Here is a 14,665-nt window from a genome sequence, read left to right as displayed (position 1 = left end):
TTAATTTAAACCGGGATTCCTGCGATGGAGCAAGGACTCAATAAACAGATTGGAGGAGGGCATATTTTCAGTTGTTAAGTCATTCTTCTTCTCTAAAATTCCCCTAAATATCAATTAAAGCATCAGATTATCATCAGGATTTAACCCTGATTTCTAACTTTAAACCAAAAGCATCCAGTAATTTCTGCATAGACTTGAGTGTTGGATTGCCTTCAGGTTGTTCCATTTTCTGTAGAGTCTGGGGAGCAATCTTGGTAATTTTAGCCATATCGTTGAGTGTGAGGTGCAACTCGGTACGAATGAAGCGAGCAACCTGATGAAAAGGCCAGTCAGGATTGTTACTGACGGTTTCAAGTACAGATAATCTCTTTTGCATCTGTTGAATCGGGGTTAGGGGCTTGAAACGTTTATCCATGATTCAGCTCCTCCAATTGTTGGCAAATATTATCAATTCGATACTGGCTATTTTCTAGAATTTCAGGTGCCAATTGCAGATACTGCATGTGCTCGAGTAACCCCTGATAAAGTGGTAATTGCTCGACTAGCACCGCTCTGATTTCTTCTGAATCAATTAGCGTGCTTTCCGCTATCTGTTCAATGACTGAATGCCAAATTGGCATACCACCATGATCATCTCGCTCCCAACGCGTAGTTCGGGCAATACCATCTGGATGGAGCCACATCGGCGCAAAATCAAATAATGGGGTTAGTTGAATGATTCCGTTATTGAAACGTTGAATCGCTGTATTACGGGTATGATTGTCCTTATTGCCTAAAGCAACATTGGCAAGATCACGCTTCAAATATTCAAAGATTTCCTGTTTTGGTTCAGTACAGCATTGCATCAACAGGCTACAGATCTGGTTATGGATCATTCTTACCCCAAAACCGGCTTTCCCCCCCAGAGAAGCAATACTTTCCTGGGCAATTCTTTCAACCTTCCCATCGATGATCTTACGGTCGAATCGGGGAATGAATAAAGTCTTGCCATGCAGTTCCAGTTCCTGATGAACACGAAGTCCCAGATACTGGGCAATTTTCATATATAAGGCTTCGTGCATCAAAATTTTATCTAAATTCTGATCACTGCCACGGCTGAATTTCACCAGCCAATGCTGCTTGACCTGATGATCTGTCAGCGTGTGATCCAGATAGAACAGGTCATCGTGACCTTGAGTTAACAGTAATTTTGGCCACTCGCCCTGAATACCAGAAGAACCGGCAATAAAAAGTCCATAAGAGGCTAAGGATTCAATAAATTTTTCTTGACGTTCTACGACTTGGTCCAGACTAAAGCCATGATTCTGCTGAACAGGGAATTGCCCCTGTAGCCATTCATAAGCCTCTTTCACCCGTAAGTTACCTATCGGATTGCCTGCACCTGCTTTTAAAAGCGCCCAGTCTGCTTGTTCCTGAGTATTTTCAGAAAAATTAAGCTGACGGAGTAATTCTTTACGACCATAACCTTGAGGTAACAAATCCATCAGGAAGGCCGGCCAGGTAGATTGCAATGTATTTTGCACATTTACCGGTAAATGATAGGCTAGCGCATGCCCATCGCTTAAATCCATATAAGAAATAGCATATTCAAACAGATATGATGTTCGCGTGGCTGCTTGCCATCCAGTCTGTTGTTGACCGACAATCTCAACAATAGCGCAATCAAGCCATTCATCTTCCTGATAAATCTGCAGTGTGCAATATTGATCCATAATCCTATTAAAATAGTAAAGTAAGGTGATTTTATTTATTATATACCTATTTTAATAAAAAACTAATTTTATCTTCTAAAAGTTCTTTACCATTCTAAAAGGCCTTATCTTCACTAGAATACAAGACCCATGAGGCTATATAACAAGATGTATCCTGATAGAAATCACGATATAACCCAATTCATCCAAAAATAAGTTTGGCTAAAGACCTACATCGACATATAGCTTATAAATTTAATAATCCTGTAATTTTTTAAATATCTGGGGATATCTAGCCCTTACTACCTATAACTGCTTTTCTTTTGAATAAAATTTTAAGCAGCAAATAAAGGACTAAATCCCCGTTTGCGTAGTAATTTTCGGTACATGCTTGAACTCCGATCTGCCGGAAAATGCGCTTCTAAAGATAAATCCAGAGGTAAATATTCAGGTTTCTGATTTTCTACAATCACACGATCTTCCTCGAAAATTTTCATATTGAATGCATAGGCATCTTCAACCGGTAAATCTTTATCATAATTGCGGCAAATAGGCGCAAAAAGTCGTGTTGAACGTGCAGTCATCGGTGAAGCCGCATTCATGATGACCTGCTTGGCATCATTCGGAAAATGAATCGTAAGGGTTGCAGTAAAGGGTAGGCTCACTTCAAAATGACGTAACCATTTAAAATCTTCCTGGCCACGCTGCTCTGTTCCGATCGGATAACGTCCCACACTACTGATATAATCTGCATTAAAACCAACATCCGTTTCTGTCGTACTGTAATCAGGAACTTCTACATCCTCCGGATCACCAAAAGTATCGGGATGCACCCAGGCAAAATGTGCCACATCAATAAAACCTTCGAGCTGTCTTCCTGCAAAACATTGAATGTCTATCTGAGGGCAGACCAGTTGCTGATACTCAGCATCATCCCAAAAAGGTATATTAGGAATATGAGGTTCTGCATCTTTTGTAGCGCTTAATGAACACCAGATCAGACCATACTTTTCTACCGCAGCATAAGTTTTCAAATGGAAACGTTCCGATATTTTATGCTGAGGATGTGCAGGAATACGGTTGCATTTACCTTCATTGCCAAAGCGTAAACCGTGATAACGACACACCACGCCTTGGCCGTCATTTTTTCCCAAGCTTAAAGGTACACCGCGATGCGGACATGCATCTTTCGCCACCACCAGTTCATCGTTCATTTTATAAATCACCAGCGGCATATCAAGCAGCATGCTACTTGTTGGCTGATCTGTAATATCACGCGCAAGTGCAATCGGATACCAGTACTGAGCCAAAAGATGCCAGTCATGTTCCTCGAATGTCATATGGACTGGTAAGTCGGGACTAAAAGCGGCGATATTTGTATTCATAATGGGTTCTGTGTCATGACCTTTAGCTGGACTATAAAACAGCAATGTGTTCTATGAAATTTCAATTAACAGGACATAGGATTGCGTAAATCAGAACACTGACCAGCGATTAAAAACAAAATAAGCATCTTTCCAGGTTTTTTATGTTCAACCACGCAAATATTGAGATGGGATATTTCTAAGCTTAAATTTCGCTGAAAATATTTTTTTAAAAAGCGTGCTCTCAGTTTCAATGCTCTAGTTTGGCGCATAAATTGCTTATCACGCGTATAGAAAATTGATCATTTACTCAGAATCGACAAGGAATTGATGTGACGACTAGCTACTTACGCGGACAAGAACTTATTGACAGCATTCGCAGTGCACCTTATTCGCGTGACCTGATTGGCTATCATGGTGAACCACCAAAAGTGCAATGGCCAAACGGCGCGCGTGTCGCGGTACAGTTTGTACTGAATTATGAAGAAGGTGGTGAAAACCACATTGAACATGGTGATACAGGATCAGAACAGTTTTTATCTGAAATCATCGGTGCTGCCAGCTTTCCAGATAAACATATGTCGATGGATTCGATGTACGAATATGGTTCACGTGCAGGCTTCTGGCGCATTCATCAGGAGTTCCAGAAACGTGGTTTGCCGATGACCATCTTTGGAGTCGGCATGGCCTTAATACGTAATCCTTATGTGGCCGCGGCGATTAAAGCAGCTCATTATGATGTGGTTTCACACGGACAGCGCTGGCTACATTATCAGGACATGCCGCTTGAACTTGAACGCCAGTATATGGATCAGGCGATCAGCGTTTTAGAAAGCCTGTTTAGTGAAGCACCGATCGGCTGGTATACCGGTCGAGACAGTCCGAATACCCGTCAACTCCTGGCTGAATTTCCTCAAATCAAATATGACGCTGATTACTATGGGGATGACTTGCCATTTTGGAGCACCTTGACCAATCAGGCAGGGGAAACACGTCCGCATTTGATTATTCCTTATAGCCTGGATAGCAATGACATGAAATTCAGTTCACCGGGCGGTTTTAATAGCGGGGAACAGTTTTATCAATATCTCAAAGATGCTTTTGATGTGCTCTATACCGAAGGTGAAACTGCGCCAAAAATGCTGTCGATTGGCATGCACTGCCGTATTTTAGGACGGCCGGGACGTTTTAAAGCACTACAAAAGTTCCTAGATTATATTCAGAATCATGACAAGGTCTGGATTTGCCGCCGTGGGGATATTGCCGAGCACTGGTATAACCATCATGCGCCATAATCATAAAATATATTGGAAAAGATCAGTTTAGATGCTCTTTTTTGAGTCATGTACTTTATAAAAATAACAAACACATCAGCTTTGGCACTGTTATTGCAAAACCAGTTTTAAATAACCAAGCAATATAATCAGGCGATTGAATAGTGCAACTTGTTGAATTTAATCAAGCATCAACAGAAGATGCGATGATCTTTTTAAAGCACTGTGTGCAAATACCCAGCTGGTCGACCGAGCTTGCCGCAAAACGTCCTTATGCATCGCTTGAGGATATTTTGAATGCAGCGAACCAACAGGCGGCGACCTGGAGTTGGGATGAGATTAAAACTGCACTGGATAATCATCCCCGTATAGGTGAAAAACAGGCACAGGCTGAATTGAGTGAAATAGAAAAAGACTTTTCCCATCGTGAACAATCCGGTATTACAGCAGATAAAGATACCCAGCTCGCTCTACTTAAAGGCAATCTTGCCTATGAGAAAAAATATGGGTTTATCTTTCTGATCAAAGCCGCTGGATTGAGCAGTGAAGACGTCCTTCAAGCCCTGAACTATCGTTTGCTAAATGACCCAGAGATTGAGAAACGTATTGTCCATCATCAACTGGCAGAAATTGCCTTGTCACGACTGGCTCAGGAGCTTCATGCATGATTAGCACGCATATTTTAGATACACATCTGGGAAAACCTGCGACAGACGTGGTCATTCGACTTTTTGCTGAAGACGGTCGCCTGATTAGGGAAGCAAAAACCAATGCAGACGGCCGCGTCAGTGATTTCGGCATGACCGAGTTTAAAGCGGGTGCCTATAGTCTTGAGTTCTTTACATCTGCCTATTTTGAAAATTCGGGTTTAGAAACTTTTTTTCCTAAAGCAGTTATTCATTTTTATGTGAAAGATGCGTCCCAGCATTTTCATATTCCTTTACTGATCAGCCCATTCGCGTACTCCACATATCGCGGAAGCTGATTTTATATTTAGACTTTGAGGGTGAGAAAAATGACAGAACAAAGTAAAACAATATCACCTGAACATGAATATTTAGGTGCGGGAAAAAGTGCAGCTTACGGTTTGCAACACGTACTGACTATGTATGGCGGAATTATTGCACCACCTTTAATCGTGGGAACGGCCGCCGGTCTGGAAGCTTATCAAATTGGATTATTGATTGCGGCGGCGCTATTTGTCGGTGGTTTAGCCACAATTTTGCAAACAGTTGGAGTGAAATATATCGGTGCGAAATTACCTTTAGTACAAGGAGTTTCTTTTGCCGGGGTTGCGACGATGGTCGCGATTGTGACCACAGGCGGTGGTTTGCAAGCAGTTTACGGTGCGGTCATTGTCGCCTCATTGATCGGTTTTTTCCTCGCGCCTTATTTCTCCAAAATTATCCGTTTCTTTCCACCAGTCGTGACAGGCTGCGTCATTACTATCATTGGTTTGTCTTTATTACCTGTAGCAGTCCGCTGGATGATGGGCGGCAATCCCAAGGCACCAGAATGGGGAAGTGTCGAAAATATTGGTCTGGCACTCATGACTTTAGCTTTAGTCGTCTGGCTGAATTTGAGCCGACATGCTGCTATTCGTCGCTTGTCTATTTTACTGGCAATTGTTTTAGGTTCAGTACTGGCTTATTTATTCGGTTTTGGTGATTTCTCTAAAGTTGCGAATGGAACATGGATTCAGGTACCCAGCTTCTTCGCCTTTGGACTACCGACTTTTGAGCTCACTGCCATCATTTCCATGCTTATCGTTACGCTAGTGATTATGACTGAAACCACAGCAGATATTATTGCAGTGGGTGAGATTGTCGGAACCCAGGTAGATTCGGAACGTATTTCCAATGGCTTGCGTGCCGATATGCTCTCCAGTGCAGTAGCGCCTGTTTTTGGTTCTTTTATGCAAAGTGCTTTTGCGCAAAATGTCGGCTTGGTGGCGATTACCGGAATTAAAAGCCGCTTTGTGGTCGCAGCTGGGGGCATGATTTTAGTCGTGTTGGGTTTACTGCCAATTATGGGACGTTTGATTGCTGCCATTCCTGTACCGGTATTAGGTGGTGCAGGTCTGGTACTTTTTGGAACAGTCGCTGCAAGCGGGATTCGTACCTTGGCTAAAATTGATTATAACGAGCAAAAAAATCTTATCATTGTTGCGACGGCTATTGCAGCCGGCATGATTCCCATTATTGATCATTCCTTTTATGCCAACTTTCCAAAATGGGTGCAAACCTTGTTTCATTCGGGGATTAGCTCAACCTGCTTAATGGCCATTTTACTCAACCTGTTGTTCAATCATCTGAACCTATTTAAAAATAAAAGCACAGCGACTACAGAAATTGTGGCAAAGATTCCACATTAGAAAATTTAAACCAGGATGAAAACAGTCCAGAAAATGGGCTGTTTTTTTATCAAAAATTAAAAATGTTGGCTTTGTTTTTGCTTAATTCAGAATGTGATTCTTTCATTCCATTGGGGACCCTTATTTATGAAATTCACTCAACTTACTGCTGCAACATTACTTGTATTGGGTGCGGCATCCGCACAGGCAAAACCGATCTGGCAAGACTTCAGTGTCACCGGACTTTATGGAGAAAACTATGAGGTGGTCGATGAGAAACAGGCGACTGCGACCTTTGAATATACGGCAAAAGTAAAATATGCAGATGTCTTCTTCTTCATTGACCGTATGCGCGGTGCAGATGACTTTAAATCAAGTTATTTTGAATTTTCACCACGTTTGAGCTTGGGTGAAGTGTCGGGTCAGAAGCTTGCCTTTGGTCCGGTTAAAGATGTACTGGTTTCAACGACCTGGGAAGGTGGAGAGGGTTTTGATAACTTCCTGTACGGCGTAGGTTTCGATCTGGATATTCCATATTTCCGTTATGCCAGCATTAACCTTTATCGCGTGAATAATGAGAATATTGATGATGATTACCAGTTGACACTGACCTATGGCGTGCCAATTAAACTGGGAACTGAAGAATTTCTGGTGGATGGCTTCTTGGACTGGTCTACAGAAGAAGATACTCATGACAGCGAGATGAACTGGACCACCCAATGGAAATGGAATGTCGGTAAACACATTTCTCCAGACACCAATTTATATCTGGGGATTGAACATTCTATCTGGAACAACAAATTCGGTATCCCAAATGCCGATGAAAATAATGTCAGTGCTTTAGTGAAATATCACTTCTAGGCAAAGTGATGAATAAATAAGTTAAAAGCCCTGATAAAAGGGCTTTTTTTAATGCGTTTAAAATACGATCTGGATGTTTTCAGGAAAAGGATGAACATCACAATTTGATCCGCTACCTATACGATCCACTACAACAAACTCGCTGGGTGCTTCAAGGGTCAATAATGGATGATGCCAGGTTCCGGCACGATAATTTATCCCTTGTGAACCATCACTGATAAATACCTGAATCTGACTAATATCGGGCTGTGTATAATCAAGTTCAGGCGCTACAACGATTAAAAATTGCTGGCCGTGCATCGGAATAAAAGCCTGTGATCCTAGAGGATGCCTTTCCAGCATTGAGATTTGAAAAGGAATTGCCGTAGCTTGCATATTTCTAAAAATACTCAGTCCGACCTTGGTGTCACTTTCTACTTCAGCCAGGGCATGATAACGCTCAGTCTGCTGCTCATTGATATGAAAATAATGATTACCCTGACAGGCAATGACTTCTCCGAAAGGCAGAAAACTTTCAGTGCTTAAAGGCTGTATTTTTATACTTTGCATAGACATATCATTGATCACTCAAGCCAATTTTCCCCAGAGACGAATCCGGCTGATGCCACCGTCCGGAATCATGTTGACACGAATATGGGAAATTTTTTCGTGTTGTAAAATTTCATTGATGTAATGATGAATATGATCCATTTGCATAGGTTGGGCTGCTAACAAAAAAGGCCAGAACATGCTTTGTGGAATGAGTTGCTCATCGGTTGCATCCTCAACATAGATGGCTTGAATAGAAACCTCTGCAGGGAAATTTCCCTTAAAATGGGCGGTATCAATTTCAATTTTCTCGATTCGGGCACTGGCGCCTAAAGCCAAAATGCACCAGTCAAATCCTGGAGCACGACGCCGTTTGGTTTCCCAGCCATCGCCCATGTTAATGCCACGTCCCGGATTAATCAGATTGCGTGGATGTCCAAAATGCGCATCGCTATAGGCAACGACACGGCCACCATGTTCTAGTGCCAAAACATCTAGCATTTGATCACTATCTTGCAGATTGATTTTTACCTGACCATAGACCTTAAAACGTGCAATCCCACCGTCAGGATAAATATTCAAACGGACATGGGTAAATATCTGCTTTGCTGAAATCTGAAAAATATGATGCTGGCTGGGGCCCAAGACATTATTTTCTATAATGCTGATCCATTCTGCCTGATCAAGATTTCCATCTGGCGCATAACATGCTTGCACAGCAGCAGAGGCCGGATAATTACCGCTAAAAAAAGTCGTATCAATATCCAGTGCCTGTATTTGACCTGCAACAGCAAGTTTAATGATGGCCCAATCATAGCCCGTGTGGCGCTTGCGACGGGTTTCCCAGCCATCCATCCATTTGCCATGCTCATCAAACTTGTCTTCGATAAAGACCGGTGCCTCAAATTGCAACATGCGTTTTGCTTCAGCAAAAAACTCATCTGAACATTCAAGAATTTCTGCGCCAATTCGGGCATCTGCAAGGTTAGTTAACTGCTGTACTGGAGCAGGCAGATCAAAAATTGGAGCTAATAAGGTCGCCATCTTAAATTTCCATCATTGGTATACGTCACATGAATATGCACTTTTATAAATACAAATTTAGGTCTTCTGCCTTTATAAAAACAGGACATTGAAGGAATTTAAAAGCACAGCGTGTGCCAACTCTTGCTATTTTTTTAGTGCATTTTTTTCAGGATGGCACGTTTTTAGCATTTTAGCTGGCAATGAAGATGAAATAGCCAGGAGGAATAGATGGAGATTGCAATTATTGGGGCAGGTATGGGCGGATTAACCACAGGAATTGCACTAAAAAAGTTCGGACATCGGGTCACCATCTATGAGCAGGCAGAACAGATTTTACCTGTCGGTGCTGCAATTTCCTTGTGGTCAAACGGGGTGAAGTGTTTGAACTATCTGGGCTTAACTGAACAGGTAGCAAAGTTAGGTGGCCAGATGAATGACTTAGCCTATATCGATGGTTTGAATGGCGAGGTCATGACGCAGTTTAGTTTGGCGCCGTTAATTGAAGAAGTCGGTCAACGTCCATATCCGGTATCGCGTGCTGAATTACAAAATATGTTAATGGATGCGTTTGGCCGGCAGGATATTCAGCTCGGTAAAAGAATGGTGTCTATTGAGGATAAGGGGCAACACGTTGAAATCGGTTTTCAGGATGGCAGCACTGTTTCTGCAGCATTATTGATTGGCGCAGATGGTACCCATTCCATGACGCGTCAGTATGTATTGGGCAAACAGGTTGAACGCCGTTATGCCGGTTATGTGAACTGGAACGGACTGGTTGAGATCTCTGAAGATTTAGCGCCTGCACAGCAGTGGACCACGTTTGTCGGTGAAGGCAAACGTGCTTCACTGATGCCTGTGGCAGAGCATCGCTTTTATTTCTTCTTTGATGTGCCATTGCCCGCAGGTCTGGAAAATCAGCGTTCGGAATATAAGACCCTGTTAAAACAGTATTTTTCTGGCTGGTGCCCACAGGTTCAGCGCTTAATTGACAGCATTGATGAGCAGAAAACCAATCGTGTCGAAATCCATGATATTGAGCCTTTTACCCAGTTCTATAAGGGCCGTGTGGTAATTTTAGGGGATGCGGCACATAGCACCACACCGGATATCGGACAGGGAGGTTGCCAGGCAATGGAAGATGCGGTCTATCTCGCACGTGCCTTACAAATTAATACGCTAGGTCTGGAAGATGCCCTGAAACGCTATCAGAATAAACGTAATGAACGCGCCAATGAATTGCTGCTACGTGCACGTAAGCGTTGTGATGTCACGCATATGAAAGATGAGCAAATTACCAAAGACTGGTATGCAGACCTGCGTAAAGAGCAAGGCCCACATATTATGAAAGGCATTATTAGCAATATTGTGGGTAATCCATTGGATTAAGCCTCATTAATGGCATCACATATCGAGAAACCGCGATTTTAACCATCGCGGTTTTTGTTATTTAAGTATAAAAATACTACAGTTGCTGCACCTTGCTTTTTAAGGCTTCCATTTGTTCAATAATATGTTTGATCATCAACTGGGAAACGCGTGAAATCTGGCGTTTAGGCGCTACACAGAGGGCAATGGTCAGCGGATGCAGCCCTTTTTCAGAGATAGGTTTAAAGATCACTTCATCTCGCTCTACATAGGGTAAAACATCGAGATAACTAAAAATTCCAATCCCGGAATTCGCCTTAATGAGAGTATTCATCATGCGGATATCATTCGATTCCGTTTTACGTGCAGGTATAAATTGATGATGTTTATACAATGCCTGTACATAATCATGAATAATCAGGGGTTCGGCCGGAATAAAATGGTTGTCATTCAAGGTATCTGAAAAATAAATCTTTTCTGCTTGAGCAAGAGGATGTGATTTACCCATCACAAAACCTAAAGGCAGTTCCAGAAAATGGAGGACTTCAAGGTGTTGATGAGATTTTGGATTCAGGATCAGGCCAAAATCCAGATCTGCCTCAATCACTTTTTTGGCTACGATTTCACTGTCTGCGACCCGGATATTAAAATTAATCCAGGGATAATGTTCATACATATATTGCATGGACTGCATGACAAAACCATCATTTAAGGCAGAAATTAAACCGAATTCGATGGTCCCACGCGTAAACCCCTGAATTTCATCAAAGCGAATCCGGGTTTGCTGGAATTCTTTTTGCCATTTTAAAACATCGGCATAGAGTAATTCACCCGCCAGTGTCAGTTTTAAACCATGGGGCAAACGCTCAAATAACACAATTCCCAGTTCTTCTTCAGCCAAAGCAATTTGCCGATGTACTGCAGACACGGAAATGAATAATTGATCTGCGGCCTTGCGTAAACTTCCCGTTTTCGCCACCGCGATAAAATATTCTGAAAATCGGGAAAAAGGCGTATTCATTAATTTAGTCAAGCGAAGAACCACCGTTTATTCATATCAATATTTGAGATAAACGTGTTTATGCGAGTTTTATGCCAAAGAAGGCAGCTTTAATCGGCAAATACATTTGTACATGGTTGATGTGTTCTAATTTTAAGAATGAATAGTACGAATCATTCTAATAGACAGAATGACAATAAATTAAGTAATTTCAATCATAAGCAAAGCCAAAATTGCACAGTTCTGCAATGTTCAAGGCCTGTAAAAAGAGACCATCTACAGTAAGAATATAGGTTTGATATGAACGCCATTCCAGTCATCAATTTATTCAACAAACCCTGCTATAGCCAGTTTGATGATCAGGACTGGGAAATTCTGGCTCGTCACTGGTATCCGGTTGCACGGATTCAGGACGTTTCTACCCAACCGCAACAAGTAACCCTGCTTGATGTCAAACTTGCACTGTATAAAACAGACAGTGGTGCAATTCACCTGGTTCGTGATCTCTGTCCACACCGGGGCGTACCCTTAACCAAAGGCTGGGTTTCGGGTGAAAATCTGGTCTGTCCTTATCATGGCTTACACTACAATGGCCAGGGAAAATGTATCAAAATTCCTGCACAACCCGAGCTGACCAACATTTCTGAGCGCTTTTCTCTGACCAAATTTCCAGTAGTGCAAAAATATGGCTTGATCTGGACCAGTATTTTTGACCGTGACGAAGCAAAAGCCAATTTCCCTGTTTTAGATACCTGGGAGATGCCAGATCATCAGGCAATTTTACCGCCGTTTGTGGATATTGCCGGTTCAAGTGGTCGTCAACTGGAAGGCTTTATTGATGTTGCACATTTTGCCTGGGTTCATCAGGGTTCTTTCGCCGACCCTGAAAATCAGGTTGTACCCAAATACACGACCGAACGTACAGATTACGGCCTGCATACCGAATATGTCAGCAGTGTCAGCAACTATCCACATGGTATGCAAGATCTGGCACCGGAAGGTTTTTTGTGGAAACGTGTATTTGATGTCTATCCACCGTTTTCTGCGGTGCTAACCGTACATTTCCCAGAACAGGGACAATTAAAAATTCTCAATGCCTGTTGTCCGGTCTCACACAATAAAACCCGTTTATTTGTACCACTGACACGCAACTTCGATACGACAGGAGATTTACAGGCGGTATATGACTTCAATGCACAAATCTTTGCCGAAGATCAGGACATGGTAGAAAGCCAGAAACCTGAAGAATTACCGCTCGATATTTCCATGGAAGCGCATTTTGAAGCAGATCGCTCTTCAACGACCTATCGTCGAATCTTAGCCGAGTGGGGATTAAGTAAACGTTATGTTGTCTAATATATTTTAAAATTTAAAAATATGGATTAAATTTTAAACAAAAACCCTATATTTTAATATAGTGGTTTTTATTTATATTATTTTTGAATGATCAAAATATTATTTATATCTCCTTATTTCTTAATTAAAATTGATTAATATTTTCAAAATTTGAAAATTAAAATAAATCAATCTAGGCAAGCTTCGATTAGTGAGTTCCAATCTCCTTCAATGAGGAGAGAAAAGAAAAATATCTGTAAGACATTAATCTTTCGGTGCATTACAGGCTAAATCCAATTATTAAAAAATACTATTAATCTATTTTAATATTAATAGCTTATATCAAAATAATCCTATTCCCTCAATAAACCTTAATACATGGTTCTATCATCTACATCTATCTTTGCTCATGAAAAATATGAAGCTTCGATTAAAAAAAGAGTGCACAAATTTAAAGCGTTTTATTTTATCGCACTACTAATAAGCAATAATAAAAATAAATCATTTTATTAAATTAAATTTTATATCAACTACAAGCTTAGTATTTATTACTTTAATCCCATTACTTTTTAATTAAATCATAAAAACAAAAACATTTTATTTTAAAAGCCTGTTTTTATTATTTTTGATAAAAACTGGAATACTTATTGCTAATTATATATTGAACAGACTGAGCACATTTAAGTGAAGTCATTTTAAAGCATGTGTTGTATGACACAGAACAACCAAGAGCAGAATAGAATGAAAGAAAAAAATAGCTTGAAAACCGGATTGAAAAAATTGGTAGGGGTGTTAATGGCAAGCGGTGTAATGAGCATGGCCGCTGTCGCGAATGTTCAGGCCCAAGATAAAGCCGCGTTTGTTTATATTGGTCCAACCAGCGACCATGGCTGGACTTATTCTCATGATCAAGGCCGGATTAAGGCTGAAAAAACCCTCGCAGGAAAATATAAAACCTCTTATATCGAAAATGTCCCTGAAACAGCAGATGCCGAACGTGTGATCCGCAACCTGGCACAACAAGGCAATAAAGTCATTTTTGCGACTTCGTTTGGTTATATGAATGCAATGGAGAAAGTATCCAAGCAATTTCCCAATACAGTATTTATGCATGCAACCGGTTATAAGCAGGGCAAAAACTTAGGGGTCTACGATGTCCGTACCTATGAAGGTGCTTATATGCTGGGTGTGGTCGCAGGGCAAAAAACCAAAAATAATGTTTTGGGTGTAGTTGCGTCTTTTCCGATTCCTGAAGTTATCCGTAATATCAATGCCTATACCCTCGGTGCACAAAGTGTAAATCCAAAAATTAAAACCAAAGTCATTTGGGTGAATTCATGGTTTAACCCGGGCAAAGAACGTGATGCAGCCTTGGCTTTGATTGCTCAAGGCGCAGATGTGCTGATGCAAAATACCGATTCTCCAGCAGTGGTACAGGCGGCTGAACAAAAAGGTGTCTTTGCTTTTGGCTGGGATTCTGACATGAGCAAATTTGGCCCTAAAGCGCATCTTGCTGCATCGGTTTTACATTGGGAAAAAATTTATACTCCGGTAATGACGCAAGTCAGCAAGAAAACCTGGAAACCCAGTGCAATGTGGTATGGCGTGAAACAAAAAGCCGTCGATATCGAAAGCTTTGGTCCTTCAGTGTCGGCAGCCTCTAAAGCAAAAGCGCTCAGCGTACGTGATGGCATTTTAAAAGGCACACTGCATCCATTTACCGGCCCGATTCATAAACAGGATGGCACATTGGTCTTGGCAAAGGGCAAGCGCCTAGATGATGCGGCACTAAGCAAAATGAATTACTACGTGAAGGGCGTAGAGGGTTCATTACCGAAATAAAGCTTTGTCATTTTGCAATTCAAAAA

Annotated in this window: 14 protein-coding genes; 8 read left to right on the top strand and 6 right to left on the bottom strand. The window is 41.5% G+C overall.

What is annotated here, in order from left to right:
* Positions 1-133 precede the first annotated feature (133 nt).
* From ACTL4S_RS09095 to ACTL4S_RS09085, 3 genes are all read right to left on the bottom strand, one after another.
* The gene (locus ACTL4S_RS09095; protein ID WP_004280265.1) at positions 134-415 is read right to left on the bottom strand and encodes a helix-turn-helix domain-containing protein; all 282 of its coding nucleotides are present in this window, start codon (positions 413-415) and stop codon (positions 134-136) included.
* On the bottom strand, positions 408-1,712 hold the full coding sequence (locus ACTL4S_RS09090) for a type II toxin-antitoxin system HipA family toxin (RefSeq protein ID WP_441299213.1): 1,305 nt from the start codon (positions 1,710-1,712) through the stop codon (positions 408-410). Before ACTL4S_RS09090 ends, ACTL4S_RS09095 begins: the two co-directional genes overlap by 8 nt.
* A 314-nt stretch (positions 1,713-2,026) precedes the next feature.
* Positions 2,027-3,076: a Rieske 2Fe-2S domain-containing protein gene (locus ACTL4S_RS09085; RefSeq protein WP_441299212.1), complete on the bottom strand. Its 1,050-nt coding sequence runs from the start codon at positions 3,074-3,076 to the stop codon at positions 2,027-2,029.
* 311 nt (positions 3,077-3,387) lie between these two features.
* Between ACTL4S_RS09085 and puuE the strand changes: the two genes are divergently transcribed.
* From puuE to ACTL4S_RS09060, 5 genes are all read left to right on the top strand, one after another.
* A complete protein-coding gene (gene puuE / locus ACTL4S_RS09080; protein ID WP_441299211.1) occupies positions 3,388-4,350 on the top strand; it encodes an allantoinase PuuE in 963 nt (320 codons plus the stop codon).
* 143 nt (positions 4,351-4,493) lie between these two features.
* Entirely contained in the window at positions 4,494-4,997 is a 504-nt protein-coding gene (gene uraD / locus ACTL4S_RS09075; protein WP_312327204.1) for a 2-oxo-4-hydroxy-4-carboxy-5-ureidoimidazoline decarboxylase, read from the top strand.
* Positions 4,994-5,314 carry a hydroxyisourate hydrolase gene (gene uraH, locus ACTL4S_RS09070; protein ID WP_004646924.1) on the top strand — a complete coding sequence of 107 codons (321 nt, stop codon included), beginning with the start codon at positions 4,994-4,996 and terminating at the stop codon, positions 5,312-5,314. The genes uraD and uraH overlap by 4 nt, the downstream gene beginning before the upstream one ends.
* A gap of 30 nt (positions 5,315-5,344) precedes the next feature.
* Entirely contained in the window at positions 5,345-6,703 is a 1,359-nt protein-coding gene (locus ACTL4S_RS09065; RefSeq protein ID WP_253148217.1) for a nucleobase:cation symporter-2 family protein, read from the top strand.
* A gap of 126 nt (positions 6,704-6,829) precedes the next feature.
* Positions 6,830-7,543, top strand: coding sequence for an outer membrane protein OmpK (locus ACTL4S_RS09060; protein ID WP_004280255.1), 714 nt, complete (start codon positions 6,830-6,832; stop codon positions 7,541-7,543).
* A gap of 57 nt (positions 7,544-7,600) precedes the next feature.
* Here ACTL4S_RS09060 and ACTL4S_RS09055 read toward each other — a convergent pair whose 3' ends face one another.
* Positions 7,601-8,098, bottom strand: a complete 498-nt coding sequence (locus tag ACTL4S_RS09055; protein WP_004646920.1) for an ureidoglycolate lyase — start codon at positions 8,096-8,098, stop codon at positions 7,601-7,603.
* 12 nt (positions 8,099-8,110) lie between these two features.
* Complete coding sequence (alc, locus tag ACTL4S_RS09050) at positions 8,111-9,115, bottom strand: allantoicase (protein ID WP_441299210.1); 1,005 nt, start codon at positions 9,113-9,115, stop codon at positions 8,111-8,113.
* 210 nt (positions 9,116-9,325) lie between these two features.
* On the opposite strand from alc, the gene hpxO reads away from it, so the two are divergent.
* A complete protein-coding gene (gene hpxO, locus ACTL4S_RS09045; RefSeq protein WP_441299209.1) occupies positions 9,326-10,483 on the top strand; it encodes an FAD-dependent urate hydroxylase HpxO in 1,158 nt (385 codons plus the stop codon).
* Between the two features lie 76 nt (positions 10,484-10,559).
* Here the strand turns inward: hpxO and ACTL4S_RS09040 are convergent, their stop codons facing one another.
* A complete protein-coding gene (locus tag ACTL4S_RS09040; protein WP_441299228.1) occupies positions 10,560-11,483 on the bottom strand; it encodes a LysR family transcriptional regulator in 924 nt (307 codons plus the stop codon).
* A gap of 279 nt (positions 11,484-11,762) precedes the next feature.
* Between ACTL4S_RS09040 and ACTL4S_RS09035 the strand changes: the two genes are divergently transcribed.
* On the top strand, positions 11,763-12,818 hold the full coding sequence (locus ACTL4S_RS09035) for a Rieske 2Fe-2S domain-containing protein (RefSeq protein ID WP_253148214.1): 1,056 nt from the start codon (positions 11,763-11,765) through the stop codon (positions 12,816-12,818).
* A 720-nt stretch (positions 12,819-13,538) separates the two neighbouring features.
* Complete coding sequence (locus ACTL4S_RS09030; RefSeq protein WP_153567093.1) at positions 13,539-14,639, top strand: BMP family ABC transporter substrate-binding protein; 1,101 nt, start codon at positions 13,539-13,541, stop codon at positions 14,637-14,639.
* Positions 14,640-14,665: the final 26 nt, after the last annotated feature.

This window comes from Acinetobacter lwoffii, assembly GCF_052078135.1.
GTDB lineage: Bacteria > Pseudomonadota > Gammaproteobacteria > Pseudomonadales > Moraxellaceae > Acinetobacter > Acinetobacter lwoffii_Z.
The sequence above is the reverse complement of the archived record's forward strand: the minus strand, read 5'-3'. Positions and strand labels throughout refer to the sequence as shown.

Excerpts from the sequence above, each read along its gene's own strand:
- ACTL4S_RS09065 (WP_253148217.1), top strand. The coding sequence starts at position 5,345 with ATGACAGAACAAAGTAAAACAATATCACCTGAACATGAATATTTAGGT.
- ACTL4S_RS09060 (WP_004280255.1), top strand. The coding sequence starts at position 6,830 with ATGAAATTCACTCAACTTACTGCTGCAACATTACTTGTATTGGGTGCG.
- ACTL4S_RS09090 (WP_441299213.1), bottom strand. The coding sequence starts at position 1,712 with ATGGATCAATATTGCACACTGCAGATTTATCAGGAAGATGAATGGCTT.
- uraH (WP_004646924.1), top strand. The coding sequence starts at position 4,994 with ATGATTAGCACGCATATTTTAGATACACATCTGGGAAAACCTGCGACA.
- hpxO (WP_441299209.1), top strand. The coding sequence starts at position 9,326 with ATGGAGATTGCAATTATTGGGGCAGGTATGGGCGGATTAACCACAGGA.
- ACTL4S_RS09040 (WP_441299228.1), bottom strand. The coding sequence starts at position 11,483 with ATGAATACGCCTTTTTCCCGATTTTCAGAATATTTTATCGCGGTGGCG.
- alc (WP_441299210.1), bottom strand. The coding sequence starts at position 9,115 with ATGGCGACCTTATTAGCTCCAATTTTTGATCTGCCTGCTCCAGTACAG.
- ACTL4S_RS09035 (WP_253148214.1), top strand. The coding sequence starts at position 11,763 with ATGAACGCCATTCCAGTCATCAATTTATTCAACAAACCCTGCTATAGC.
- ACTL4S_RS09055 (WP_004646920.1), bottom strand. The coding sequence starts at position 8,098 with ATGTCTATGCAAAGTATAAAAATACAGCCTTTAAGCACTGAAAGTTTT.
- ACTL4S_RS09085 (WP_441299212.1), bottom strand. The coding sequence starts at position 3,076 with ATGAATACAAATATCGCCGCTTTTAGTCCCGACTTACCAGTCCATATG.
- ACTL4S_RS09030 (WP_153567093.1), top strand. The coding sequence starts at position 13,539 with ATGAAAGAAAAAAATAGCTTGAAAACCGGATTGAAAAAATTGGTAGGG.
- ACTL4S_RS09095 (WP_004280265.1), bottom strand. The coding sequence starts at position 415 with ATGGATAAACGTTTCAAGCCCCTAACCCCGATTCAACAGATGCAAAAG.